The organism is Microbacterium sp. B35-30, from assembly GCF_010634855.1.
Classification (GTDB): Bacteria; Actinomycetota; Actinomycetes; order Actinomycetales; family Microbacteriaceae; genus Microbacterium.
Genome location: NZ_MWLQ01000026.1, coordinates 126,750 through 152,482, shown reverse-complemented (window position 1 = coordinate 152,482; position 25,733 = coordinate 126,750). Strand labels below are relative to the sequence as shown.

The window sequence follows — 25,733 nt, the reverse complement described above, 5'->3', positions numbered from 1 at the left end:
GCTGAGAGGTGACCGTCGGCTCCGGCGTCGCGGTTGCGGAGGGAACGTGCGTCGGATCGGGAGAAGCAGTGGGCTCGACCGTCGGCGTGGGCGTGGGAGCCGGGCCCGGCGCTGTCGGCGTCGGCGTCGGCGCCGGTGCCGGCGTCGGCGTCGGTTCGACAGTCGGCGTCGGCGTGGGCGTGGGCGAGGGAGCGGGCGCGCCGGGAACGGTGAGCGATATCTGCGCGGCCCCGTTCGCGGAAGGCGGGGAAGCCGTCGCCTGACTGTCGGCGCCGAGGAGTAGGAGGAGGAGGAGGAGGGGCGCGCTGGCGGCGGCGCACAGGAAAGTCCTGCGCCAGGGGCGCGTCAGGTTCATGCGCATCCACGCCATCAACCACTCATGTTGGCATCGCAGATGGCTGTCGCGATAGGCCCCCGAGATGCGATCGGCGCCGCGGGCTGCGATCACACGAAGAGACTGAGGCGCGTGGCGGACTCACTGATATCGTCTGAACTCGGCGAGTCTTTCGGGTCCGCGACAGGGATAGTCCACGTTCGCCGCCGCGGCGCAAGCGGCCAGATGCGACCGACCGCTTCAATGGAGGCTGCTGTGAAAATCGAGACCACGCAGCGGCGGAGTCTTCGTCGTGGGTTCGTGATGGGTGTGGCGATTCTGGCAATCGGTCTCGCCGGTTGCGCGTCTGAGACCACCAGCCTCGACCGGGCGGAGTCGAGGGTCGCCGCCAAGGAGAAGGCGTTGGCTGAGGCCCAGACACAGCTGACCAGCGCATCGGCGAGTTTCTGCAACGCGAGCAACACGTACATTCTGGCGCTCGATCGGTACGGGGACGTGCTCAATGAGACAGCGCCCACCGTCGGCGATGTCAGGGCGGCCGGGGCCGATCTCGCGGACCCACGGGACGACGCGTTCGAGGGCGCCGAGGCGGCCGTCGATGCCCAGCAGCAGGTGGTGGACGCAGAGCAGGAATTGGCGGAGGCGCGGGAGGCGCTCGAGCAGGTGAAGGCGAGCGCCTCAGCCACGCCCAGCTCACCCGCAACACCGCAAGCGACCGCGGCTCCGCTGGCACCGGCCGCGACCGTCGATCGGGTGGAGCAGGCGGAATCGGAGTTCGCGGCCGCGCAGGGTGCGATCACCGACGACACACCGTTGGCAGACGCCTCCGAGCGGTTCAACAGCGCCGTCGTCGCGCTCGAGTTCGCCTGGCTGCGCCTGTTCGCCGATGCCGGGTGCATCCCCGATGAGCAAGCGGTGCACGCTCAGGCCTCGGTGAGTGCGTACACGACCGCGTTGCAGCAAGACCTTGCTGACGCCGGTTACTACTCGGGTGCAATCGACGGAGTGTACGGCCCCGAGACGGTCGGAGCGGTCGAAGCGCTGCAAGAAGCGAATGGGCTGCCGGTCACCGGCTCCGTGGACGCTGCGACCTCCGCCGCCCTCCAGGCGGAGCTGCTGGCGCTCGGTGGCGCCGCGGCGCAGGAGTCGATCGCGACCACCGCAGCGGTCCAGCAGACCCTCAAGCTGGCCGGCTTCTGGGATGGACCAGTAGACGGCGTGTGGACCCCGGCCTTGACCGAAGCGGTGAAGGCGTTCCAGATCGAGCTGGGCGTGGAGCCCACCGGCGCCGTGGACGCCGCCACTGTCAGCGCCTTGCGGCAGGCCATCGAGGGCCTCGCACCAGCAGAGCCAGTTGAAAGCCCTGCTCCGACGCCCTCGAACTCCACCGAGCAGTAGCCTCGCACTCCTTTCAGCGTGCGCAGACCGGGCTGACCGCAGCGAATCCTGCGGATGTCACTTCTCGAGGCTGTGCCGCCCTGGCCGGTCGGACTGCCATGAACAACGAGTGTCGGCCTGCGGTCCGCGTGTTTCACGGCGCTCCCCGATTCGATCTCCGGACGCAGTTCGTCGCACACCGAAGCGGCTGTTCGACGGGCAAGCGTCTACGATTCTGCTGGGCGCGTCCTTCCGGCGCGACGGCGACACGGACCTGGAGCACACATGTCGGTCCTCGGTACGCGCGATGCGCTGCAGCGCAACAACGTGACGGTTTCCGGCGCCGCCGGCGGCCGCGCCATGATCTTCGCGCATGGATTCGGGTGCAGTCAGGCGACGTGGGATCTCGTCGCTCCGCACTTCGAGGCGGACCACAGGGTGATCCTGTTCGACCATGTCGGCGCGGGCGAATCGGATCTGTCGGCCTATGATCCGGGCAAGTACGACTCGCTGCACGGCTACGCCGAGGACGTCCTCGAGATCCTCGACACGCTGAACGTGACGGATGTGGTGTTCGTCGGACACTCCGTCAGCGCGATGATCGGCATCCTGGCCGCGAACCGCGACCCGTCACGTTTCGGCGCGCTGGTGCTCGTCGGTCCGTCACCGCGGTACGTGAACGACGGCTCGTATCGCGGCGGGTTCGAGCCCGGCGACATCACGTCGCTGCTGGACTCCCTCGACAGCAATTACCTGGGCTGGTCCCGCACCATCGCCCCCGTCATCATGGGGAATCCGCAGCGGCCCGAGCTGGGCGATCAGCTCACGGCGAGCTTCTGCGCCATCGATCCGGAGATCGCGAGGCACTTCGCCCACGTCACCTTCCTCTCCGACAATCGCGCCGACCTTCCGCTGGTGACCGTGCCGACGCTGGTGTTGCAGTGCAGCGCGGACGCGATCGCTCCCCTCGAGGTCGGGCGATACATGCACGCGGCGATCGAGGGCAGCACCCTGTCGGTGCTGGAGGCCACCGGGCACGTGCCGATCCTGTCCGCACCCGATGAGGTGGTCGCTCAGATTCGCGGGTACCTCGAGTGACGCCTACCAGCGACCCCGGGTGGTTCCACAACGCGCCCTGCGGCCTGATCGCCACCTCGCTCGACGGTCTGATCCTCGAGGCGAACGGCACGATGCTCGACTGGTCGGGCTACAGCGCGGCGCAGGTCGAGGGCCGATCGTTCGCGTCGCTCCTGGATCCGGGTAGCCAGCTGTTCTACGAGACCAGGCACGCGCAGGCATTGCCCTTGCAAGGTCGGCTCAACGAGGTCGCGCTCACGATGCTCCGCGCCGACGGCACCCCGCTGCACGTTCTGATCAACTCGATCCGCGACGCGGCGGCGGAGATGATCCGGATCGCGGTGTTCAATGCGTCCGGGCGCATCGAGTACGAGCGGGATCTCCTGCACGCGCGGCGGGCGGCTGAATCGTCCGAGGCGCAGGTGCGGGTGCTGCAAGAGGTGTCGCGCACGTTCGGTGTCAGCGCGAGCGACGAGGACGTCGCGCACTCCTTCGCCGAGGTCGCCAGAACCGCGTTCGCCGCGCGCGACGCCGGAGTGCTGCTGCTCGACGACGACGGCGAACTCACTCTGGTCGGCGGCACCAACCCGCTCGCCGGCCTGGTTCCGCCGATCGTCAGCCTGCGCAACAGTCCGGACGTCGTCGTCGTCGACGAAGAGACCGCCGCCGGCGAATTCCCCGAGCTCGCCGTCGCGTTGCGCGCGACACGGCTGGCGGCGGTCAGCGTGATGCCCCTGCTGGACGACCGTCGGCGGCTGGGAATCCTGGTCTGCTTCTTCGGGCGTGCCCGGCGGTTCGACGACCAGTTCTTCGCCCTGCAGAAGGCGCTGGGGCGCCAAGCCTCGCAGACGCTGGTGCGCGTGAGGTTGCAGCGCCGACTGGCGTTCCTGGCCCTCCACGACCAGCTCACCGGCGTCGCCAACCGACAGCTTCTCGAGCAGAGCCTCGCCGATGCCCTGGAAGCGGCATCCGCGCGCAACGAACCACTCGCCGTCCTGTTCCTCGATGTCGACGAGTTCAAGTCGATCAACGACCGGTTCGGCCACGCCGTCGGCGACATGATCCTCGTGGAATTGGCTGTCAGACTGAGCGCCGGAGTGCGCTCCGAGGACGTGGTGGGACGGATCGGCGGCGACGAATTCGTCGCCATCTGCGCGAACGCGGATCAGGATGCGGCGACCGCCATCGCCGAGCGCATCCTCCGTCTCACCAACGAGCCCATCATGATCGCGGCGGGGCAGATCTCCGCGTCCGTCAGCGTCGGCGTCTCGATGTTCCGCCCCGGGGCGCACCCCCACCCCACACCCGAGCAGCTGCTCGTGCGCGCCGACCGTGCGATGTACGAGTCGAAGGGTGCCGGCAAGAACCGCTTCAGTTTCGAGGCCCCACTCCCACCGAGCCCGGACCACGATACGACGTAAGGGACCGCGGAGCGCGTCCGAACCCGTGAGAGTCGGGGCCGAGCGGCAGCGGGACGGCGGTGGAGCCGCACGCCCTACAGATTGGGCGCGGTGAGTGGCGGCGGTCAGTCGTCGCCTTGTTCGTCGCCTTGTTCGTCGTCGTCCTGCTTCTGCTGGTCCTCGAGGCGCTTCTGCTCCTCCTCGGCCTGTTTGCGCTGCTCCTCCTCCAGCTTCTTCTGCGCTTCCTCAGCCTCCTTCCGAGCTTCTTCGGCCGCTTTGCGCTCTTCCTTGGTCATGCCGGGGTCATCGACGACGGTGTCGTTGCCGGTGTCGTCCGCCGGCGGCGGAGAATCGGACGGGTCGGTGACAGCGGGCACGGGCGCAGGCGTGTCCTGCCGCCCGCCCGGCGCAGTCGCACCGATGACCACCGCGATCCCCACAGCAACGGCGGCGAGTGCGCCGCCGATCATGGCCATCAGACGTGCCGGCCGACCGCCGCGCACGGGCGTGCCATTCTCCGCCGGTGCGGCCGGCGGGGGCGGGGCGCCAGCGGTGGCCGCCGCACCACCCGCGAGCACCCCCGCCGCGGGCGCGACCAGCGTGGCAGCGGTGAGCGGTACCGTGACGTCGGTGGCGGGCGCCGGCACAGCGACCGCGCCGGCCGGATCGGTGAGCGCGCCCGCCGCGGCCGCCACCTCGGCCGCAGTCGGCCGGCTCTGCGGCTCGGCGTCCATCATGCGCATGAGGAGGTCACGCCAGCGGGAATGCAGCATCGGGGGAATCGCCGGCGGGTTCTCGACGCGCGCCACCGCAGCGGCCATCCCACCGCCGTGAGGATGGGCTCGCTCGCCGGTGAGCGCCTCCAGGAGCACGAGGCCGAGTGAGTAGATGTCAGACGCCGGAGCGGGCTCGCCGCCACGGATCTGCTCGGGAGCGAGATAGGCGACGGTCCCGACCACCAGTCCCGGCGACGTCAGTCGCGACGCATCGAGCAGATAGGCGATGCCGAAATCTGCGAGCTTCGCGCGCGGACGGGAGCCCGGAAGCTGAGCCGGACTCAGCAGGACGTTGGAAGGCTTGATGTCGCGATGGACGACACCGGCCTGATGCACGACGTGCAGCGCCTCCGCGAGCTCGGCGCCCAGGTGCGCCACCGCATCGGGCCGCAGCGGCCCACCCGCCGCGAGCCGAGAACTGAGCGTGGGCCCATCGACGAACTCCATCACGAGGTACTCCGGCTGGCCCGGTACCAGGCGAGCGTCGAACAGCGTCACGAGAGACGGATGATTGAGCGAGGCGAGGACGGTCATCTCACTGCGAGCCCGCTCCGACGAGGCTCCGTCGACACCGGGGCGGATGAGCTTGATCGCCACCGTCCGACCGAGGACGACATCCTCCGCACGGTAGACCCGCGCCATGCCGCCCTCGCCGACGCACTCACCCAGCCGATATCGGCCATCCAGCAACGCGGCCGCCTCCTGGCTGTCGTCGGTTGTCATCGTTCCTCCCACCGCGCAACGCGGAACGCGGGCATCAGCGAAACTAGTCGATCTCCGGTCGCCACGCGCTCCCTTGACACATCCGCCGCAGACGGCGATCGCGTCGGGTCAACGACGGGCCGCATGCCCTGCCGACCTCGCGTCGGAGCGGAGCGGTGCGCGATCAGCTGGGCAGGAGCTCGCCGACGAGCTGTTCAACCCGGTCGCGGATGTCGTCTCGCACACGACGGACGCCATCCAGGTCGAGGGTGGATGGATCGTCCAGGTTCCAGTCGAGGTAGCGCTTGCCGGGGTACAGCGGACACGCGTCGCCGCACCCCATGGTGACGACGGCGTCCGCGGCGCGCACCACGTCGTCGGTCAGTGGCTTCGGGAACTCGTCGGTCACGTCGAGGCCGATCTCGCCGAGAACGAGGGCGACGTGCGGCAGAATCCGTTCGCCAGGCTGGGAGCCGGCGGAGCGCACGTGGACGCGCTCACCGGCGATCTGCCGGGTCAGCGCGGCCGCCATCTGCGACCTGCCGGAGTTCTGAACACACACGAACAGCACTTCCGGCACACGCTTCGCGATCAGCCCCTTGGACTGTGCGAGCGCGGTGAGGCGGTCGTGCGCGAACTTCTCGGCGAGGCTGGCCAGATGAGTCTTCACGATCGCGGTACGGGCCAGCGCGGTGTACGACTCGAAGACGACCCGCTCGACCGTCTCCTCATTGACCATGCCGGTGAACTGCTGCGCGAGACGTTCCGCGGCGCGGTGCAGAACCGGCACTGGTGAGAGAAGCACTCCCTGCGCGCCGCCTGTCATGCGGCACCGCGCGCGGGCAGGATCTCGGTGAGGAGCGCTTCCACCCGACCACGGATCTCGTCGCGGATCGGGCGCACCGCCTCGATGCCCTGGCCCGCCGGGTCGTCCAGTTCCCAGTCCTCGTAGCGCTTGCCCGGGAAGATCGGGCAGGCGTCACCGCAGCCCATCGTGATCACGACATCGGATTCCCGGACGGCGTCGACGGTGAGCACTTTGGGGGTGTTGCCCGCGATGTCGATCCCCTCCTCCGCCATCGCCTCGACGGCGACCGGGTTGATGGCATCCTTGGGCGCGGATCCTGCGGACAGCACCTCGACGTCGTCGCCGCCGAGGGCGCTGAGGTAGCCGGCGGCCATCTGGGAGCGGCCGGCGTTGTGCACGCAGACGAACAGGACGGTGGGCTTCTCGGTCACGGTGGCCTCGCTTTCTCTTGCAAGAAGCATAGACCACCATCTATTCATTCGGTGAGGCCGGCAGATGAACGCTCGGCGACGAGTTCTTGGAGCAGCGTGCGCACTCGCCCGTCGATGTCGTCCCTGATCACGCGAATCTGAGCGGGCGACTTGCCGACCGGATCGTCCAGCTCCCAGTCGACGTAGCGCCGGCCGGGGTAGATCGGGCAGGCGTCGCCGCACCCCATCGTGACGACGACGTCCGCCGCGCGCACCGCTTCGTCGGTCAGGGGTTTGGGGAACTCGTCCCCGAGCGAGACGCCGATCTCATCGAGGGCGCCCACGATGGCGCTGCGCACATCTCCTGCCGGCTCGGACCCGGCCGTCCTCACCAGCACTCGATCACCGGCGAGCTGGCGAAGGATCCCGGCCGCGATCTGCGATCGACCGGCGTTCTGCACGCAGACGAACAGGACGGAGGGCACGGCGCCCGGCTTCCCCTGAGACCGCTTCAGAGCGTCGAGTCGAGCCGCGGCGAACGCGGCCGTCCGACTAGCCAGCATCGGCGACTGCGACCGGCCGGCCAGCAGCTCGTAGCTCTCCACGACCTTGGCGCGAACGGTCTCCGGACCGAAGACGCCGCGATATCTGAGGGTGAGATCCGTTGCGATCCGCCCCAGGTCGGGGTCCGGCGCCGGCCGTGCCCCATCGCCGAGAAGGGCGTCGACACGGGCCGCATAATCCGGAGCGATCGAGTACCAGACCCGACGCCCATCAGGCTCACGGACGACGATGCCCTCGTCGCGCAACGACTTCATATGGTGACTGATGGTCGGCTGCCGGAGCTCCAGCGCATCGGCGATTCGACTCACCAGTGCTTTCCCATCCTCGGACTCGCGGATCAGCCGGAGGATGCGAGCACGCGTCGGATCGCCCAGCGACGTGAGGCTCCCCATCGGATCCATAGACAGCAGTCTATCCGGCGGCATGGTCCGGCAGGTCGGCCCCGGCCACGCAGATCCCTGACCGTCGGTCAGGGGCTGCTGTTGCGGCGGCCTGCCGCGCGTCGCACGAAACCGAAGATCAGGGTGCCGACGAAGAGGATGACGCCGATGATGCCCAGCCACAACAGTCCCTCGAGAGCGAACCCCACGACCGCGAGGATCGCCCAGGCCACGAGGAGGATCACGATCACCGTCAGCATGCCCTCAGGCTACTCCTGCCTCTCCCACGCGTGTGGGTGGGCGGTCGCCCGGCGCCGTGGAGGCGCTCACGGACGGAGGGAGGCGATCACTTCATCGATCCCGACCGAGAAGACCCGGATGCGGTCGTCCCCGACGCCCACGGGAATCCACAGCGTTCCCCGATGTGCGATGGCGCCGCACGAGTACACGACCCGCGGGACGTACCCGTCCCGCAGCATGCGGGCCGGCTGCAGGAGCGGTTCGCGCAGCCGTCCCACCACCAGAGACGGGTCATCGAGGTCGAGCAGGATCGCTCCGAGCGAGTAGGTGCGCAACGGCCCTACGCCGTGTGTGAGGACAAGCCATCCGCTCTCGGTCTCGATCGGCGCTCCGCAGTTTCCGAGCTGGACGAGCTCCCACAGTTCGGTAGGTCGATGGATGATGCCGGCATCGTCCCAGATGACGCCGTCGACCGACGTCGCGAGGGAGATGTTCTCACCGTCGGTGCGGCTGAGGGCGAGGTGGAGACCCCCGACGAGGCGGGGGAAGAGCGCCATCCCCTTGTTGTGGGCTCCACTGCCGGTCAGGCGGTGGATGGTGAACTCGCCGAGATCCGGCGATGTGATCAGGCGAGGCGCGATGTCGCGTCCGTCGTACGCCGTGTAGGTCGCGCGATAGCCGGTGACGCCGTCGGCACCGGTGAAGCGAACGAACCGCGCGTCTTCCATGCCGCGGTTCTCCTCGGCATCGACGGGCAGGAGCATCCGTCCGCTCAGCGGCGTGGCGGACGGGAAATCGGCCCGGTATGCGGACGCCGCCATGTCGCGCATCGCCTGCGTCGGCCAGCGACTGTCGGGACGGGTCGAGAGCTGGTCCGGCAGCTCGAGGAGGGCGTACTCCAGCTCGGCCACGCTGAACCTTTCGGGAAGATTGCTGAGCACCGCGCTGGCCAGGTCGGTGAGGTGGCCTTCATGCTCGAGCGCGCGGCCGAAGTGCTGTCGCGACCACTCGGCGGCCCGCACGTGGGGAAGCGTCAGGGGCGTCGAGCGCCCCTCGAACGTCCAGCCACCATCGGCATCGATCACTGCTTCGGCGAACCCGATGGACGAGACGTGCCCTTCTCCGATGCAGCGCAAGGCGATGGCCACCCGCAGTTCGTTCGGACCGAGCCCGTCCTGCGAGGGATGCTCAACGGCGCTGGGGTTGCAGAGAGCCGCCCCTTCGACGGCATACTCCGCTGTGAAGGCAGCCCCCAGCACGGCTCCCTGAGCATCCGTGAGAGCCGCGTGGCCCACGATGCGGCTGGCGACAGCTCGAGCATTCGCGGCCAGGAGTTCTGCGACACCAGCGTGCCTGGCCGAGAGCTCCCGGACGACGTCGGCCGCCATCCGCTCCGTCAGGGCGGCCGGTCCCGCGAGCACTCGGGCGATGATCTGCGCGACGCGCGAGTGCGACGAGCGCAGTCCCTCGCCCGGGAGGAAGAACCGTGCCACGACACGGGCCGGATCGTGATCGAGGCCCGCAGGATGCTCGCGGATCGTCACGGCGCCACCCGTTCCAGCACCCCGAGGCGCGCCGCCTGCTGGTACGTGCCGAGGGCCGCGAGTGTGGATTCCGCCCCTCGGTTCTCGTTGCGCCCACTTGCTTCCAGTCCGTCGAAGCCCGCTCCCGACTCTCGATCGATCATGGGCGTGAGGGCGTCGTTGTCGCCCGTGAACCACGCCCACGCCGCCGCGACTCCGTCCCGCCACGAAGGGTCCGCGGTGAGGTCGAAGGCACGGGCGCACGCATCCGCGATGGCCGCCACCTCGATGGGCTGCTGATCGAACTGCACCGACCTCTGCGCGGGGCCGCGGCCTCCGACACCCGTGACCGACAGGTGGCCGTCACGTGTCTCCACAGAGACCAGGAACCGCAGCATCGCGAGTCCGCGAGCCACAACCCGAGGGTCGTCCATGGCCGCACCCCCGGCGAGGAGGGCTTCGGGGAGCGCCGCATTGGCGTAGCGCAGGCGCTGCTCGGGCCAGGGCCAGCGGGGGTCGGACGGGACTCCGATCGAAGCGACCCCGTCCAGCAGCAAGGCGCGAGCGGAGAGATCGTCGGGGTCGGCGCTGAGCACGTCCACCGCTCCCAGAGTCGCGAACGCCATCGCCCGCCCGTGCGGTGATCTCGAGGACGCGGCGCGGTGGAACGCGATCCGGGCGCGCGAGCGATCGGAGGCAGTCGGAAGATCGACGGATGCCGCGCCGAGCGCGCGCACCGCGCGACCCCACCAATCGCCGAGCCCGGCATCGTCTGTCCACGTGCCACCGGCATCCATGCGGTTGTGCACCCGGCCGTCGACGTCGACTGAGGCCTCCAGGAATCGGAGATACGTGCTGACCAGCCGCTCCAGTTCCGGGGTGCGCTCCGGCTCACGCAGCAGAACGACGAGAGCGCGAGCGACATCGTCGACGCAGTAGCCGTGATTCCGGCGGGGCTCATCCAGGAACGCGTGCTCGAAGAGGCCGTGACCGTCCGACATGGCCAGGAGGTGGGCGAAGGTCGGCGCGCCGGACGCGTCGCGGTGGCTGTCGTGACCGGTCATGCCGCGATCGCCACCATACGGTCGGCCAGTGCGCGGTACTGCTCGGCAACCGCCGGCCACGAGGCATCCTGCGTGTCGCGCAGCGCAGCGTCGTGCATCTGCCGCGCCGTCGCTTCCGCCCCGAGGATCGTTCGGAGGGCCTCTGCCATCGACTGCGGGTCTTGATGCCGGGCGATCATGCCCGCTCCCCTGCTCAGCAGCTCGACGGCGTGCGGGAAGCCTGTCGCCACGACGGGCACTCCCGCAGCCACGGCCTCGATCAGCACGCCGGACGTCGCCTGGTCACGCGAGTCGTAAGGCAGCAGGACGACGTCGGCTCGGGCGACGTGCTCGGCGAGCTGGGCGTCGTCGAGGTAACGGTCGTCGAGTGTGACGACGTCGGTGAGGTCGAGTTCGTCGATCAGCCGCTGCAGCGTTTCGCGGTAGCGCTCGCCCTCACGGGCGAGCACCTTGGGGTGTGTCTGACCGGCGATGACGTACTCCACCGGGGCGCCGGCATCCTGCAACCTGGCCGAGGCGCGGATGCCCCACTCGATCCCCTTGCCGGGCGAGAGGAGCCCCCACGTGAGGACGCGCTTCGGCCCGCCGTCCTTCGTCACATGGGCCCCACGTGACACCGGCACGCCGTGCGGGATGACGCGGACCTTGGATCGCTTGACGCTGTAGGTGCGCATCAGGATCTCACTGGCGTTGTCGGTCATCACGACGACGATCGCGGCCAGCTTGCACACCGTGTCGAGGACGACCCGCTGATGGGCGGTCGGTGCGGTGAGCACCGTGTGCAGCACGACGATCGCCGGTGTGTTCAGCGACCGGAGCAACGGGATGATCTCGTCGCCGTCCGGGCCGCCGTAGATCCCGTACTCATGCTGGACGATCGCGACGTCGCACTCATCGAGCGCACGGACGGCCGCGCGCATGGTCACCCGATTGCGTGCAACCAGCTCGACCGTGCTCGGGATCCGGCCGATCTCTTCGGCACCCCGACGGCTGTCCATGACGTCGAGCACTCGAACGATCGTGGGCGTGTGCGGCTCGCCCACAGCGAGCGCACCGGCCAGAGCCTCGGTGAACGTGGCCAGACCGCAGCGGGTGGGCGGATAGGTGGAGAGGAAACCGAATCGGGTCATGATGACCATCTCTATCGGCCCGGTGTCGATCGACCCCGAGGACTCGAGACGTCTGCCGACGGCATCCCTCGTGGAACTACGCCAGCGTCGCCGCGGTCCGGTTTACGCGACCGGTGAACATGGCCGCGCTTTGGTTCGCACCCTACACCACCCTCATGTGGGACTCCGGGGCGAAGCGAGGACCCTGTCGTAGACCTCGAGGTAGCCGTCCACCATTCGCTCGACGTCGAACCGCTCGCGGGCCCTCGCGCGGACGGCGCGCCGATCGAGCGCCCCCGCAGCGGCGACGCGGTCGGCGGCCGCGGCCACATCGTCGACGACGAAGCCGGTGACGCCTTCATCGATGACCTCGGGCATGGATCCGCGCCGGTACGCCACGACGGGCGTCCCGCACGCCATGGCCTCCACGACCGACAGCCCGAACGGCTCGTCGAAGTGGATGGGATGCAGCAGCACCGCGGCAGAAGTGAGCACGTCTGCCCGCTCGTCCGGGCCCACCGATCCGCGGTACACGACGCTGTCGCCGTCGACGTGGGGCTCGATCCGCTGCGCGAAGTACGCGGCATCCTGCACGATCCCGCAGATCACCAGCCGACGCCCAGCGCGTGCGGCGATCTCGATCGCGTCGGCGATGCCCTTGTCGGGGTGTATGCGCCCGAAGACGACGAGGTCGTCGCCGGTCGACGCCGAGCTGTCGAGTTCGGCCATGTCGATGCCGTGGTGGACCGTCGCGACGTATTCGAGGGCCGGCGAGCGGTCGGCATCCGAGATCGAGACGAAGGCGGATGCCGACCGTTCGTACGCGGGCAGGATCGCCGCTCCCGAGAAGCCGTGGATCGTCGTCACCATCGGCGCCGCCCACTGCGCACCGAACGCGAGCGGCAGCCAATCGAGCTGGTTGTGGACGATGTCGAACTCGGCGGACCGCTCCATCGCACGGGCGACATGCAGCGCCTCCCACACCCGGCCATCCATCTGCGGATCCTCGGCGTAGCCGTGCGGTGCCACGAAGTCGAGCGTCGCCGACGTCTCGGAGTCGGCGGTCGCGAACAGTGTGACGTCGACGCCCCTGCGCACCAGCCCCTCGGTCAAGAGGCTGGTGACCCGTTCCCACGGCCCGTAGTGACGCGGCGGCGTGCGCCACGCGATCGGTCCGAGCATGGCGATCTTCATGGTCACTGCTCGGCGGCGGCGTGTGCGGGATCCATGCCACCTCCGGCCTCGATCATGAGCCGAGGCTACGCCCGTGCGCGGAATCGGCGAAACGAGGCACGAGCGGTCGATCGCCCGCGTCCGTGCCCGCTGGGGTAGCGACGCATCGCCGCGTCATCCATCGTCACTCACTCTCGACCGCAGCGCTCCGACGCTCGATGAGCAGCGTGTCCCGCCACGCACCGGCGTGCGGGCCGGCTCCGGAACGGGCGATCCGCTCGCGTCGGCCGACGACCCGGAATCCGGTGACCTCATGAAGGCGCAGGCTCGCGCCGTTCTCGGGGAAGATGCTCGACTGGATCGTCCAGACGCCCGCCGCTTCGGCGGCGGCGATGAACGCGTCCAGCAGGATCCGGCCGATGCCCCGGCCGCGCGCACCGCGGTCGATGTACACCGAGTGCTCCACCACGCCGCGATACGCCGGACGCGACGAGACCGCCGAACCCGCGATCCAGCCCAGCACGATGCCGTCCGCATCGACGGCCACGAACCGCAGGTCGGGAAGCCTGCCCGCATCGAACGCCTCCCACGCCGGCGTAGCCGTCTCGAACGTCGCCTCACCGTCCTGGATCCCCTGTGCGTAGATCGCCTCGACTGCCGGCCAATCCGCCGGCGTCATCTCGCGCACACCGATCATCAACAGCATCCACCCCCGTTGCCGGCGTCGGTCGAGCAGACGCCTGTCGCAGGGAGGACCAGCTCCACGTTCGAGGCGGATGCCGTGTCGCCCGCCAGCCAGGCGGTCACCGAGCGCACCTGCTCGTAACCCGTCGCCAGCAGGAAGGTCGGCGCACGGCCGTAGGACTTCATGCCGACGATGAAGAACCCCTGCTCGGGGTGGGTCAGCTCGCGGAAGCCATGCGGCTCGACAGTCCCGCACGAATGGACGTTCGGATCGATGAGCGGCGCGAGCCGTCGGGGCGCCTCGACGATCTCGTCGAGCTCCAGCCGGATCTCCCGAAGGATGTCGAGGTTGGGGCGGAATCCCGTGGCGTTGACCACCACGTCGGTGGCGTGGACAACGACCTCGCCGTGGCGGTGCCCCACCAGCTCGACGCCACCCGCGGCGCGACGGCCGCGGATGATCTCGAAGCCGTCGAGCACGGTGATCCGGCCGTCCGCGACGGCCCGATCGACTCTGCTGCCCAGGCGCGCGCGGTCTGCGAGCTCGTCATCGGCGGAGGAGGACACGCGGACCGCTTGCGCGTTGCGGATCAGCCACGTGATGGTGGTGCCGGGTTCCTCCCGGGCGAGTTCGGCGAGCGCGAGGAGGGTGTTGGCGGCGGAGTGACCGGCACCGACGACCGTCGTGTGGCGGCCCGCGAACGTGGCGCGGTCCCGTCCGAGGACGTCAGGCAGCGCCGGGGTGACGGCATCCGTGATCTCGGTCATGCCGAGCAGCTCCAGCCCGCTCGACGAGAGCGAGTTGGGCGAGAGATAGGTTCCGGAGGCGTCGATGACGGCGCGGGCGGGAACGTCTTCGACCTCGCCGTCCCCGGTGCGGATGCGCACGGAGAACGGAGTGGCCGCGCGCGACCGCGTCCGCGTGCGGTCCATGCCCTCACGCGTGACACCGATCACCTCGACGCCGAGGCGCACACGCGCGGCGATCTCGTCGACCTCGGACAGGGGCGCCACGTACTTCTCGACCAGCTCGGCGCCACTCGGAGCGCGCTCCGGATCGGGGAGCTCCCACCCGCTCCTTTCCAGCAGGCGACGGGATGCCGGATCCACCAGGTGCTTCCAGGGCGAGAAGAGGCGGGTGTGCCCCCACCCACGCACACTGGCCGCGGCCTCCGCGCCCGCTTCGAAGACGACGAAGTCGATGCCGCGTTCGACGAGGTTCGCGGCGGCCGCCAGGCCGATCGGGCCGGCGCCGATGATGGCGACGGGAAGCGTCGAAAGCCGATCGGCTTCGACCACGCGAGGTGTCAGATCAAGCAGAGTCACAGCATCCTCCAACGGATATCGATGAACGTCGATACTGATTGTGAGCCCATCTATCGACACCTGTCAATATCGACTACCCTCGATATATGACCACGACGCTCGAGGTGACCGATGTCACCGCCGCGGCCTGCTGCACACCTCTGGTGCGCGAACCACTGACCGCGGCGGAGGCGGAGCAACTGGCTACGACCATGAAAGCACTGGCCGACCCCGCACGACTGCGTCTGCTGTCGATCGTGGCCGCCTCCGAAGACTCCGAAGCCTGCGTCTGCGACCTGATCGAGCCCGTCGGCCTCAGCCAGCCGACAGTCTCGCACCACCTCAAGATCCTCACCACCGCCGGCTTCCTGACACGCAGCAAGCGCGGCACCTGGGCGTACTTCAAGCTCGTGCCCGGCGCCCTCGACCGCATCTCGCAGCTCCTCGTCGCGTCGTGAGCGGCACTGCGCGCGCCGCCCTGGGCGAGTTCCTCGGCAGCGCGGGGCTGGCCGCGGTCGTCGTCGGATCGGGCATCGCCGCACAGCGGCTGTCGCCCGGCGATGTCGGACTACAGCTCTTCGAGAACGCGTTCGCGACGGCACTCGGGCTCATGGTGCTGATCCTCGTGTTCGCCTCCGTCTCCGGCGCCCACTTCAATCCCGTCGTGACGGTCGTGGACATCCTCCTCCATCGCCGCAGCTGGTCGACAGCGGCCGTCTACCTGCCCAGTCAGGTGCTGGGATGCATCGCCGGCGCCGTTCTGGCGAACCTGATGTTCGCGGAGCCCGCGGTCGCCTGGAGCACGACCGACCGCTCCGGATGGCACCTCCTCCTCGCCGAGGCGGTCGCGACAGCGGGGCTGATCGTCGTGATCTTCGCTCTGGTGCGCACCGGCCGCGGTCAGCTCGCGGCACCGGCGGTCGGCGCCTACATCGGTGCCGCGTACTTCTTCACGTCATCCACGAGCTTCGCAAACCCCGCCATCACCGTCGGTCGCATGTTCAGCGACACGTTCGCGGGCATCGCCCCGGCCTCGGCTCTGCCGTTCATCGCCGCACAGCTTCTCGGCGCTGCCGTGGGATGGGGCGTCGTCCGCGTGCTCTTCCCGGTCGCGGTTCCCGAGCCGGTCGTCGCGCACGGCTGACAGTCCGGTCCGTCAGCCGCCGAGCCCCCGCCGCAGCGCTGCGAGGCCGTACTCGAAGGCCGCGTCGACGTCGCCGCCGAGGCGGAACGCCCCGGCGAGCTCCATGTGGATGAAGCCCGTAGCCCACGCCGTGACGAGGCGTGCGGCGTCGAGCGCGTGCGCCTCCCCCGCGACCCCGGCGGCAGTGTCCACCATGATGAGACCCGCGCGATCGACCAGCTGCTGCGGCGCCGCCGCGGCGAAGAGCAGCCGGAAGCCCTCCGGGCGTTCGTGCGCGAGCGCCCGGTAGGTGCGCGCGAGACCTTCGAGGGACCGATCGGATGCCTCGAGCCGGCGTGTCAGATCCTCGACGGTGGCGCCGGCGACGGCCTCGACGAGAGCGTCACGGTCGCGGACCCGCTTGTACAGCGACGGCGCACGCACACCGACCTTCTCCGCGACCCGCTGCATGGTGAGCCCCGCGGGTCCGGACTCCTCCAGGATGTCGCGCCCGGTGGCGACGATCTCGGCATATGACGTGCGTACCGGCGTCGGCATGCGGCATCCTTCCATCGGCTATTGACAATAGCCATCATAGCTAACTATCGTAGCCATGCCTACCCGAACCCTCACTCCCGAAAGATGCGCCATGAAGCTCGCACCCCACCTGCACCGCATCGGCAACGACATCGTCGCCGCCTATCTCGTCGTCACCGACGACGGGGTCACCGTCGTCGACGCCGGCCTTCCCGGTCACTGGAAGGACCTGGTGCGCGAGCTCGACGGTCTGGGCCTGTCGCCCGACGACGTGAAGGGCGTGGTCCTGACCCATGGCGACAGCGACCACATCGGGTTCGCCGAGCGCCTGCGCCGCGACCACGGCGTGCCCGTCTACGTGCACGAGGCCGACGCCGAGCGGGCCCGCACCGGCGAGAAGCCCAAGGTCTCCGCCGGCCCGATGAAGTTCGGCCCGACTGTCGGCTTCTTCGCCTACGCGCTGCGCAAGCGCGCCATGCCGACGACCTACGTGTCGGAGGTCGTCGAGGTCCACGACGGCGACGTGCTCGACCTGCCGGGATCCCCGGTGGTCATCGGGATGCCGGGGCACTCCCCTGGCAGCATCGCCGTCCACGTGCCCCTCGTCGACGCCGTCTTCGTCGGCGACGCGCTCACCACCCGCCACGTTCTGACGGGTCGTGAAGGCATGCAGGCCGCCCCGTTCACCGACGACCCCGACGAGGCATCGGCGTCTCTCGACCGCCTCGCCGGCGTGTCGGCATCGTGGGTCCTTCCCGGCCACGGCGCGCCGTGGCAGGGTTCGCCGGCGGATGTCGCGGCCGCCGTGCGGAGCGGAGCGGCCTGAGCCGCTCCGCTCCACAGCGGGCCCCGGGTCAGACCGGGCGGGCGGCCGTGAACAGGTTCGCCGGGTCGTACGCGAGCTTGAGCTGACGCAAGCGCGCCCATGCTGGGCCGAAGGCGGCCGAGCGGTCAGCGTCCGGCCCCTCGATGAACGTCAGCGCCAGGGCATCGATGCGCCACGGCTCGAGCGCCGCGACGCCCGCGTGGACCGCAGCCGTGGCGGCGGGAAGCGCCTCCGCAACCGGCACCATCGAGACGGCGTGCACCAGGTAATCGCCCGCCAGCGACGCGATCGCGCCGCCGCCGACCGGGCGACGGGCCGCGGCGCCGCCGAGGTGTCGCAGCTCCTGCACGAAGATGCCGGGCGTCGCCGCCGCAGCGACGAATGCCTCGACGGCTGCGTCGGGGAGGTCGCCGAGCATCGCGTGGTGGTTGGCCGACGGCGTCGGCTCGGGCGGGTCCATGTGCACGCCGACCAGCGCGGGCGCGGGAATGCGCGCGAACGTGTCGATCTCGGGCTGCAGCGCACGCAGCGGCTCGAGCAGAGCGGATGCCGCGACATCCGTCTCTTCGATGGCACCGTCGATCACGACCACCGAGCGTCCCGAGAGGAACGGCGGGAGGTCGGGCAGCGGCGGCAGGTTCAGGATGCGGAGGGTCGTCGTCGCGGTCTCGGGTGCGGACTTCGTCCACTCCGCCCACGCACGGGACACCTCGGCGGCCCGCGCGGCATCCCACAGCAGCATGCCGGCGAAGATCTCGGCGATCGGAAGCAGGTCGATCTCCATGGCGACCACGACGCCGAAGGCGCCGGAGCCACCGCGCAGCGCCCAGAAGAGGTCGGGGTGCTCGTCCTCGCTCGCCCGCACCAGCGTGCCGTCGGCCGTCACGACCTCGACGGCGCGCACCGCGTTGACGGCGAGACCGTGCGCCCGGGCGTAGAACGACAGACCGCCGCTGAGCATGTAGCCGACGACCGACACGTCGCCGGCGCTCCCGTGCGGTGCGGTCAGCCCGAGCGGCGCGGCCGCCTCGAGCACGTCGTTCCAGAGCGAGCCGCCCAGCACCCGCGCGGTGCGCGCCGCGGCGTCCACCTCGACGCCGCGCAGCCCCCGCAGTGAGACGAGCACGGTGTGGCGCAGGTCGATGCCGGCGAGCGCCCCGGCGCCGTGACCGGTCGACTGCGGCGCGATGCGCAGCCCCGACAGTGCCACGACGTGCACCATGTCGATGACATCCTCGGCCGACGCCGGAAGCGCGACGGCGAACGGATGCTGCGCCACGGCGGTGTTCCAGGGCGTGCGCGCGGCGTCGAACCCGGCGTCGCCGGGAAGCAGCACCCGGTCGCCGAGCGCGGCTCGCAACTCGGCTGCCGCCGCTCCGGCCGCAGCCTGAGGGACGTCGATCGCGAGGTCGTTGAGGGACATGGGGATGCCTTTCGGTGAGCGGATCGCGACGGAGGGTCTCGACCGGCTCCGTCGTCGGGCCCGGCGCATCGGGCGCGGGCCACCCCACTGATGAGCACGGCACGTCACCCCAGATACATGGGCGACGACGGTTTCTCAGCTCTCGAAGTCCTCGGGTTCGACCTCGTCGAGGAAGCGCTTGAACTCGTCCAGACGCTGCGAGGCGTCGGTCTCGGTGAGCACGTCGGGCACGCCGGCCTCGGCCAGCACCTCGTCCGCGACCCACATCGGCGCACCCACGCGCGAGGCGAGCGCGATCGCATCCGACGGCCGTGCATCGACGATGCGGTCGCCCAGCGCGGTGGACAGCGTGATCTCGGCGAAGAACGTGCCGTCCTCGATGCGGGTCACCTCGACGCGCGTCGCCGAGGCATCCAGCGCGGTGAGCATCAGGCCCATCAGGTCGTGGGCGAGGGGGCGGGGAACGTCGGCATTCTCGACGGCGACCAGGATCGAGGTCGCCTCGAGCTGCCCGATCCAGATCGGCAGCACGAGCCCGTCGCCCGGAATCTGATCGACCGGCTTGAGCAGCAGGACGTGCTGCCCGGAGGCATCGAGCGCCACGCCGGCCACGCGAACCTGGACCATGACGCGCCTCCTCTCGCCGCGGCATCCGTCTGCGTCATCTTTCGTCTGGCCATCGTAGGCTCGGCCGGCCGCAGTCGGACAGAGGGGTCACAGGCGTGTGATGAATTCCCGCAGCAGCAGATTGACCTTCACCGGGTCGCGCGCCTGGGGCAGATGTCCCCCGCCGTCGATGACGACGAGGTCGCCCCCGGTGATCTCGGCGGCGATCGGCCCGCGCCGCGGGTCCTGGCACATGTCGAGCGACCCCGTGATCACCAGCACCGGGCATCGAACCGCCTCGCAGATCGCCCGCGACGCCGGGATGTCCGCGGCGAGATACGTCGATGCGTCTTCGAGGAGCAGCATGTCGGCGCCGGCCCCCATCGACCAGTCCACGCAGTCCTCTACCTGCTTCGTGGAGTGCGGCTCAGGGAACATCTGCCCGAAGAAGAACTGCGACCAGTCGGCCCAGTCCTGCTTCCAGTAGTGGCGGTTCTGCTTCTGCCAGCCTTCATACGAGTCGCGCTGCGCGTCGAAGTCGAACGCGATCCGGTGCGGCAGCGGCTCCGTCAGCCGCACGCCCGGGTTGATCGCGCACGCCCCGAGCACCCGCCCGGGACGCTGGCCGGCCATGATCAGCGCGTGCCCGGCGCCCGTGCACACCCCGACCAGCACCGCCTGATCCGCGCCGATCGCATCCAGCACGGCCCACTGGCCGGCGATCACCACGCCATCGTCCATCTGATCGGGCGAGGTGGGCGTGCCGCTCAGCCCGTTGCCCGGCGGGTCGCTCACCACCACACGGAAGTGCCGCGCCAGGAACGGGATCTGCGCCTTCCACGCCCGGCTGTGCACGATCACGTCGGGCATGAGCAGATACACGGTGGGCGCGCCGTCGCCGTACACCTCGTAGTGCACGGCGATGCCGTCGCGGTCGACGAAACCGCTCGTCGTGGGTTCGAGCGCGCGCATCAGATCAGCTCCGCCAGCATCGCGGCCGCGCGCGCCGCCCCATCGGTCTCCACGCGGCGATACGAGACGTCGCGCGAGACCTCGGCCACGAGTGCCGCGGCGAGCGCGTCGGGATCCCTGGCTTCCGAATAACGGATGCCACGCCCGGCGCCGTAGTTTTCCAGCCGATGACGCACGTGGAAGTTCTGCTCGAAGTGGTTCTCGAGCGGCACGAAGAGGAAGGGGCGCCGGGCCGCGGCCAGCTCCATGCACGTCGTGAGCCCACCCTGGACGATCGCGACGTCGCAGGCGGCCAGCGCCCGATAGAGATCCGGGACGAATCCGCGCACCCGCACGCCCTGCCTGCGCGGCAGTGACGCGGGATCGATCCGGGGACCCGTCACGACCAGGAACCGCAGCGCCGGCAGCAGGCGGCGCGCGAGGGGCACGGCATCCATGACCCTGCCGAGCAGTGCACGGCCCACACCCGAACCGCCGACGGTCACTACGCACAGCACATCATCGGGACCGTAGCCGAGCCTTGCGCGCGTCCGGGCGCGCTCCTCGTCGGTCGGCGGCACGAAGCCGGTGATGTACCCCGCGAAGTCGAAGTGCGCCGTCGTCCATTCGCGGATGCCGGGGAGCCCTGGCCCGAACGACTCGTCCACGATGTCGTCGGGGTTGCCGACGAAGATCGAGCGGTCGCGCAGCCGCCGGTAACGCGCCCGCTGCTCGAGCATCTCGGCGTTGTAGTCGGCGGTGAGCGCGGCTTCGGCATCCCCGCCGCTCGGCATCGGCAGCCATCCCACGAAATCCGTGAGCCACGCGAACGCGAACCGCTTGAGCTCCGGGTTCTCATGCAGGAAGTAGTCGACGTCCCACGCCTCGTCGCCGATCACGAGGTCGTAGTAGGTCTCGTCGACGACGTCGTTGAAGACCATGAAGTTGTTCACGAGGATCTCGTCCATGCGTCGGATCGCCCGGAAGGCGTGGAGATCATGGTCGGCCGACTCGTCCTCGATGTGGGCGGATTCGTTGGCAAGGAGGGCGGATGCCGGGTGCACAGGTTCCCCGGCATCCGCCAGCACGCGCGTGACCGGATGCTGCGCCAGCCAGTCGATCTGCAGATCGGGGTGGAGTGCCCGGAGCTCCTGCGCGATGGCGACGTCGCGGCGGGCGTGGCCGAGGCCGATCGGGGACGACAGGAACAGTGCCCTGCGCGGACGACGCTGCGCCCGCACCCAGGTATGGCGGTTGCCCATGGCGGCCATCTCCTCGCTCGAGGCCTCACCCGCATTCGAGGTCAGTCTGCTCCTGTCGCCACGGCCCCGTCAGGGACGCGCCTCGATCACGCGGTTGAACGGCGTCTCGGCGACGCTGCGGAATCGGGTGAACCCGGCAGCGGTGGTGACGTCGCGGATGCGTGCCGGACCCGCCTGCGTGCCGAGGGCCAGACCGACGTCCTGCGAGAGCGACGATGGGGTGCAGAGCAGCGTCGAGAAGCCGTAGTACGCGCGGCCGACCGGGTTGAGGTTGTCTTCGACGTGGTCGCCGGCCATCGGCTCGACGATCATCCAGGTGCCGTCGTCGGCGATCGCCTCGCGCACCCGACGGGCAGCGCCGACCGGGTCCCCCATGTCGTGCAGGCAGTCGAACATCGCGACCAGGTCGTAGCCGCGGCCCCCGAACTCCCCGGCGGACGCGACCTCGAAGCGCGCGTTGTCGACGCCCGCCTCCGCGGCACGGGCGCGCGCCGTCTCGATGGACTCGGCATGGTAGTCCGAGCCCACGAACGTGGAGTCGGGGAAGGCCTGCGCGAGCAGGACCGTGGATGCCCCGTGCCCGCAGCCCACATCGGCGACGAGCGCGCCGGTCCGGAGCTTCTCCTCGACACCCTCGAGCGCCGGGATCCAGGACCCGACGAGGTTCGCGTGATAGCTCGGGCGGAAGAAGCGCTCGCAGCCGACGTGGACGTCCGAGCCGTGCTGGTGCCAGCCGTAGCCGGCGCCGCTGCGGGCGGCGTCCACGATGTGCTGCGTGTCATGGACCGTGCCGAGCGCGATCTGAAAGAACCCGGGAAGGAACGCGGCACTGTCGGGGTCGGTCATCGCGAGCGCGTGCTCAGGCGGCAGCGTGTAGCGCTTCGTGGCCGGGTCATAGGTGACGTAGCCCCCCGCGGCCTGGGCGTTGAGCCACTCTCGCGCGTACGGCTCGGCGGTCTGCGTGCGCTCGGCAAGCTGGGCCGGTGTGCTCGCTCCGTACTCGGCGAGGTCCCGGTAGTACCCGAGCTTGTCGCCCATCACGACGAGTGCGGCGTTGAGGGTCGCGCCGACCTCGTCGACGGCGCGGAAGACGAAGCTCATCAGCTTGTCGGTGTCGATCTGGGCGGGTGGGGCGGTGAGAGACATCAGCGGCTCCTTCGGTCGGTGGTGTGCGGCGTGATCCGCCGTCACCTCGACGGTAGGAATGCGGAGCCGGCCGCCGCATCCGGGGACCCCCCTAGTCCCGACCGCGGTCGTAGACTCGGCTCCATGCTGGTGGGTCGGCGGGCCGAGCAGCAGGAGATCGCTCGGCTCGGGGCGGCTGCGCGTCTGGGGACGAGCGGCGTGCTCGCCGTGCGCGGCGAGGCCGGCGTGGGGAAGACCGCACTCCTCGACGACGCCGTCTCGCAACTGGACGGCATGCAGGTGCTGCGCGCGACCGGGCTCGAGTCCGAGCGTGAGATCGCCTTCGCCACGCTGCTGCAGCTGCTGCGACCCGCGCTCGGGGCGCTCGGGGGCATCCCCTCGACGCAGGCCGATGCCCTCGCGGCGGCGCTCGCGCTTCCGGGAGCGTCAGGACCAGCCGACGGGCGCGACCGATTCACCATCGGTGCGGCGGTGCTGAGCCTGGTCTGCCGGTTCGCGGAGGATGGACCGGTCGCCGTCGTCGTGGACGATCTGCACTTGGCCGACGCGCCCTCGTCGAGCGCCCTCGTCTTCGCCGCCCGACGGCTCGCCGCGGACCCGGTGGTGGCGCTGTTCGGCTCGCGGAGCCCAGAGGGAGACGGGCTCGTCGCCGGCCTTCGGACGCTGACACTGGGCGGTGTCGACCTCGAGTCCGCGCGGACGATCCTCCAGCATGCCCCCGGCGCCGCGGTCGCCGACGAACGGGTCCGCGTGCTGCACCGCGCCACCGAAGGCAACCCGCTCGCCATGCTCGAACTGCGCGCCGCCGATCTCGGTGTGGTCGAGAGCCTCGACACCGGGCTTCCCCTACGGGTGCCGCGTGCGGTCATAGACGCGTTCGGCAGGCGGCTGTCGACGCTGGATGCCGGCTGCCGTTCAGCCCTCCTCGTCGCCGCTGTGTGCGGCGCCGACCTCCGCTTCGTGACCGACGCCTGCGAAGCGCACGGGGTGGACGTGGCCCGACTCGACGCGGCGGAGGACGCCGGCCTGATCGCGGTGCGCGACGGGCACGTCGGGTTCCGGCATCCGCTGCTGCGCGCCGCCGTGTACTCCGGGGCGTCCGCACATGAACGCCGTGCCGCGCACCGCGCCGCCGCCGAAGCCGCGTCACCCGGCGACGTCGACCGGCGGGCTTGGCACCTGTCGGAGGCGACCTCGCACCCCGACGCCGCGATCGCCGGCCTCCTCGCCGAGGCCGGCGACCACGCCGTCGCACGGGCCGCGTACTCCGTCGCCTCGGGTGCGTTCGAGCGCTCGGCACGTCTCACTCCTGAAGCCGGCACGCGCGCCGCACGGCTGCTCCGTGCCGCCGACACCGCCTGGGAAGCCGGCGACGGCGAGCGCGCCGTCTCGCTCCTGGACCGGCGAGGGCGGGACGCCGTTTCGGAGGTGGCCGGCCGCGTCGAGGCCCCGGCCGGCGTCGAGGTCGGGTCTGCTGCTGACGACGTCCGAGAGATCGAACTGCGTGCGTCGGTGGCGGCGCGCACCGGATCGCTGAGGGAGGCGCTCGACATCCTGCTGCGTGCGGCCGATCACGCGGCATCGGCGGATGCAGCGACCGTCGCGCTGGCGGACGCCGTGCACGCCACCTACTACCTCGGAGACGCGCGCACTGCGTCGGCGCTGGCCGATCGGATCGCCGGACTCCGACCTGAGGTGACGACGACGCGTGCTCATGCACTCGGATTGATGGCCTCCGGGATGGCGAAGACGCTCGCAGGCCTCGGCGGAGCCGACGAGCTCCGTGCCGCCGTGCCGCTCCTCGAGACCGATCCGGAGCTGGGGCGGGATCCTCGCCGCCTGTCGTGGCTCATGCTGGCGCCCCTGTACCTGCGCGACGCCACCAGCGGGGTGCGGCTTCGGGAGCTCGTCGACGAGGTGCGCGGCGCCGCCGGGATCGGAGCCCTGCCTGCGCTCCTCTTCCACGTCGCGGTCGACGAGGCCACCACGTCCGCGTCCTGGGTGCGGGCAGAGGCGAACTTCGCCGAGGCCATCCGGCTCGCCACCGAAACGGGTCAGACGACAGAGCTCGCGATGTCGCTGGCGGGGCTCGCGCGACTCGACTCCCGTGCCGGCCGAGCGGACGCGTGCCGCGCCCATGGTGAGGCGGCACGGACGCACTGCGCGGCGCGCGACATCCACGTGGGCGAGGCCTGGGTGGGCCACGCGTTCGGTGACCTCGAGCTCTCGTTGGGTCGCCCGGGGATCGCGGCGGAGCTCTTCGCAGATCTCATCGTGCTGCTCGCACGCCTCGGGCTCGACGATGTCGACCTCTGGCCCGGTCCCGAGTACGGCGACGCCCTTATGCGCATCGGGCGGCGCGAAGATGCGCTGGCGACGGCGACCCTGTACCGCACGCGCGCCGCGGCGAAGGGGCAGCCGTGGGCCTGCGCCCGTGGCGACCGCGCGATGGGGATCGCCGCAGCCGAAGACGATGCCGACGACTTGTTCGCGTCGGCGCTCGACTGGCATGAGCAGACGCTCGATCGGTTCGAGACGGCGCGCACCCGCCTCGCGTACGGCGAGCGCCTTCGCCGGTCGGGTCGGCGGAAAGACGCGCGCGTTCAGCTGCGCGCGGCATTCGACGACTTCACCGAGCTCGGGGCGTCGGTGTGGCGCGACCGCGCCGCGACAGAGCTCACCGCGACCGGCGAACACGTCCGCGCCACGTCGGGAAACGCGGTCGAGGACCTCACGCCGCAGGAACTCCAGGTCAGCGTGCTGCTCGCAGAGGGCCGCACGACCCGCGAAGCTGCGGCCGCCCTGTTCCTCAGCCCGAAGACCGTCGAATACCACCTGCGCAAGGCCTATACGAAGCTGGGGATCGGCTCACGCGCCGAGCTGACGCGGGCGCTCGCCGAGGTGGTGCATCGGGACTGACACGACGCGGCACC

Annotated in this window: 25 protein-coding genes; 8 read left to right on the top strand and 17 right to left on the bottom strand. The window is 70.2% G+C overall.

Annotated elements, in window-relative coordinates; translation table 11 throughout:
* Window positions 1-8 precede the first annotated feature (8 nt).
* The 4 genes from B2K11_RS14900 to B2K11_RS14885 all read left to right on the top strand — a co-directional run bounded on the left by B2K11_RS14900 (window position 9) and on the right by B2K11_RS14885 (window position 4,209).
* On the top strand, window positions 9-263 hold the full coding sequence (locus B2K11_RS14900; RefSeq protein ID WP_163619015.1) for a hypothetical protein: 255 nt from the start codon (window positions 9-11) through the stop codon (window positions 261-263).
* A 203-nt stretch (window positions 264-466) separates the two neighbouring features.
* A complete protein-coding gene (locus B2K11_RS14895) occupies window positions 467-1,732 on the top strand; it encodes a peptidoglycan-binding protein (protein WP_239526091.1) in 1,266 nt (421 codons plus the stop codon).
* Between the two features lie 264 nt (window positions 1,733-1,996).
* Window positions 1,997-2,809, top strand: coding sequence for an alpha/beta hydrolase (locus B2K11_RS14890; RefSeq protein ID WP_163619251.1), 813 nt, complete (start codon window positions 1,997-1,999; stop codon window positions 2,807-2,809).
* Window positions 2,806-4,209, top strand: coding sequence for a diguanylate cyclase (locus B2K11_RS14885; RefSeq protein WP_239526088.1), 1,404 nt, complete (start codon window positions 2,806-2,808; stop codon window positions 4,207-4,209). Before B2K11_RS14890 ends, B2K11_RS14885 begins: the two co-directional genes overlap by 4 nt.
* 104 nt (window positions 4,210-4,313) lie before the next feature.
* Here B2K11_RS14885 and B2K11_RS14880 read toward each other — a convergent pair whose 3' ends face one another.
* The 11 genes from B2K11_RS14880 to B2K11_RS14835 all read right to left on the bottom strand — a co-directional run bounded on the left by B2K11_RS14880 (window position 4,314) and on the right by B2K11_RS14835 (window position 14,947).
* On the bottom strand, window positions 4,314-5,687 hold the full coding sequence (locus B2K11_RS14880; RefSeq protein WP_163619249.1) for a serine/threonine-protein kinase: 1,374 nt from the start codon (window positions 5,685-5,687) through the stop codon (window positions 4,314-4,316).
* A 163-nt stretch (window positions 5,688-5,850) separates the two neighbouring features.
* The gene (locus tag B2K11_RS14875; protein ID WP_345770785.1) at window positions 5,851-6,456 is read right to left on the bottom strand and encodes an arsenate reductase ArsC; all 606 of its coding nucleotides are present in this window, start codon (window positions 6,454-6,456) and stop codon (window positions 5,851-5,853) included.
* Between the two features lie 32 nt (window positions 6,457-6,488).
* Complete coding sequence (locus B2K11_RS14870) at window positions 6,489-6,905, bottom strand: arsenate reductase ArsC (protein ID WP_239526086.1); 417 nt, start codon at window positions 6,903-6,905, stop codon at window positions 6,489-6,491.
* A gap of 44 nt (window positions 6,906-6,949) precedes the next feature.
* Entirely contained in the window at window positions 6,950-7,849 is a 900-nt protein-coding gene (locus B2K11_RS14865) for a metalloregulator ArsR/SmtB family transcription factor (RefSeq protein ID WP_239526085.1), read from the bottom strand.
* A gap of 68 nt (window positions 7,850-7,917) precedes the next feature.
* The gene (locus tag B2K11_RS20495) at window positions 7,918-8,088 is read right to left on the bottom strand and encodes a hypothetical protein (protein ID WP_204260148.1); all 171 of its coding nucleotides are present in this window, start codon (window positions 8,086-8,088) and stop codon (window positions 7,918-7,920) included.
* 66 nt (window positions 8,089-8,154) lie between these two features.
* On the bottom strand, window positions 8,155-9,612 hold the full coding sequence (locus B2K11_RS14860; RefSeq protein ID WP_204260147.1) for a glycosylase: 1,458 nt from the start codon (window positions 9,610-9,612) through the stop codon (window positions 8,155-8,157).
* A complete protein-coding gene (locus B2K11_RS14855; RefSeq protein WP_163619244.1) occupies window positions 9,609-10,655 on the bottom strand; it encodes a glycosyltransferase in 1,047 nt (348 codons plus the stop codon). The genes B2K11_RS14860 and B2K11_RS14855 overlap by 4 nt, the downstream gene beginning before the upstream one ends.
* Window positions 10,652-11,785 (bottom strand): glycosyltransferase, encoded by a 1,134-nt coding sequence (locus B2K11_RS14850; protein ID WP_204260146.1) that lies wholly within the window; start codon window positions 11,783-11,785, stop codon window positions 10,652-10,654. Before B2K11_RS14850 ends, B2K11_RS14855 begins: the two co-directional genes overlap by 4 nt.
* Before the next feature lie 153 nt (window positions 11,786-11,938).
* Window positions 11,939-12,958 (bottom strand): glycosyltransferase family 4 protein, encoded by a 1,020-nt coding sequence (locus tag B2K11_RS14845; RefSeq protein ID WP_163619242.1) that lies wholly within the window; start codon window positions 12,956-12,958, stop codon window positions 11,939-11,941.
* Between the two features lie 163 nt (window positions 12,959-13,121).
* On the bottom strand, window positions 13,122-13,634 hold the full coding sequence (locus B2K11_RS14840) for a GNAT family N-acetyltransferase (RefSeq protein WP_204260149.1): 513 nt from the start codon (window positions 13,632-13,634) through the stop codon (window positions 13,122-13,124).
* On the bottom strand, window positions 13,634-14,947 hold the full coding sequence (locus B2K11_RS14835) for an NAD(P)-binding domain-containing protein (protein WP_163619240.1): 1,314 nt from the start codon (window positions 14,945-14,947) through the stop codon (window positions 13,634-13,636). Before B2K11_RS14835 ends, B2K11_RS14840 begins: the two co-directional genes overlap by 1 nt.
* A gap of 86 nt (window positions 14,948-15,033) precedes the next feature.
* On the opposite strand from B2K11_RS14835, the gene B2K11_RS14830 reads away from it, so the two are divergent.
* Window positions 15,034-15,384 (top strand): metalloregulator ArsR/SmtB family transcription factor, encoded by a 351-nt coding sequence (locus B2K11_RS14830; protein WP_163619237.1) that lies wholly within the window; start codon window positions 15,034-15,036, stop codon window positions 15,382-15,384.
* A complete protein-coding gene (locus B2K11_RS14825) occupies window positions 15,381-16,070 on the top strand; it encodes an MIP/aquaporin family protein (protein ID WP_163619236.1) in 690 nt (229 codons plus the stop codon). The genes B2K11_RS14830 and B2K11_RS14825 overlap by 4 nt, the downstream gene beginning before the upstream one ends.
* A gap of 12 nt (window positions 16,071-16,082) precedes the next feature.
* On the opposite strand, the gene B2K11_RS14820 is transcribed toward B2K11_RS14825, so the two are convergent.
* Window positions 16,083-16,607 carry a TetR-like C-terminal domain-containing protein gene (locus B2K11_RS14820; RefSeq protein WP_163619234.1) on the bottom strand — a complete coding sequence of 175 codons (525 nt, stop codon included), beginning with the start codon at window positions 16,605-16,607 and terminating at the stop codon, window positions 16,083-16,085.
* Window positions 16,608-16,698: 91 nt separating this feature from the next.
* Here B2K11_RS14820 and B2K11_RS14815 point away from each other — a divergent pair, with 91 nt between their 5' ends.
* Window positions 16,699-17,412 carry an MBL fold metallo-hydrolase gene (locus B2K11_RS14815; RefSeq protein WP_163619232.1) on the top strand — a complete coding sequence of 238 codons (714 nt, stop codon included), beginning with the start codon at window positions 16,699-16,701 and terminating at the stop codon, window positions 17,410-17,412.
* A 28-nt stretch (window positions 17,413-17,440) separates the two neighbouring features.
* On the opposite strand, the gene B2K11_RS14810 is transcribed toward B2K11_RS14815, so the two are convergent.
* From B2K11_RS14810 to B2K11_RS14790, 5 genes are all read right to left on the bottom strand, one after another.
* On the bottom strand, window positions 17,441-18,835 hold the full coding sequence (locus B2K11_RS14810; RefSeq protein ID WP_163619231.1) for an FAD-binding oxidoreductase: 1,395 nt from the start codon (window positions 18,833-18,835) through the stop codon (window positions 17,441-17,443).
* A 135-nt stretch (window positions 18,836-18,970) separates the two neighbouring features.
* Complete coding sequence (locus B2K11_RS14805) at window positions 18,971-19,462, bottom strand: bifunctional nuclease family protein (RefSeq protein ID WP_163619229.1); 492 nt, start codon at window positions 19,460-19,462, stop codon at window positions 18,971-18,973.
* Between the two features lie 87 nt (window positions 19,463-19,549).
* Window positions 19,550-20,413, bottom strand: a complete 864-nt coding sequence (locus B2K11_RS14800) for an alpha/beta hydrolase (RefSeq protein WP_163619228.1) — start codon at window positions 20,411-20,413, stop codon at window positions 19,550-19,552.
* Window positions 20,413-21,654 carry a glycosyltransferase gene (locus B2K11_RS14795; protein WP_239526084.1) on the bottom strand — a complete coding sequence of 414 codons (1,242 nt, stop codon included), beginning with the start codon at window positions 21,652-21,654 and terminating at the stop codon, window positions 20,413-20,415. The genes B2K11_RS14800 and B2K11_RS14795 overlap by 1 nt, the downstream gene beginning before the upstream one ends.
* Before the next feature lie 69 nt (window positions 21,655-21,723).
* Window positions 21,724-22,800, bottom strand: a complete 1,077-nt coding sequence (locus B2K11_RS14790; protein WP_163619224.1) for a class I SAM-dependent methyltransferase — start codon at window positions 22,798-22,800, stop codon at window positions 21,724-21,726.
* A gap of 123 nt (window positions 22,801-22,923) precedes the next feature.
* Between B2K11_RS14790 and B2K11_RS14785 the strand changes: the two genes are divergently transcribed.
* Window positions 22,924-25,719: a helix-turn-helix transcriptional regulator gene (locus B2K11_RS14785; RefSeq protein WP_163619222.1), complete on the top strand. Its 2,796-nt coding sequence runs from the start codon at window positions 22,924-22,926 to the stop codon at window positions 25,717-25,719.
* Window positions 25,720-25,733 lie beyond the last annotated feature (14 nt).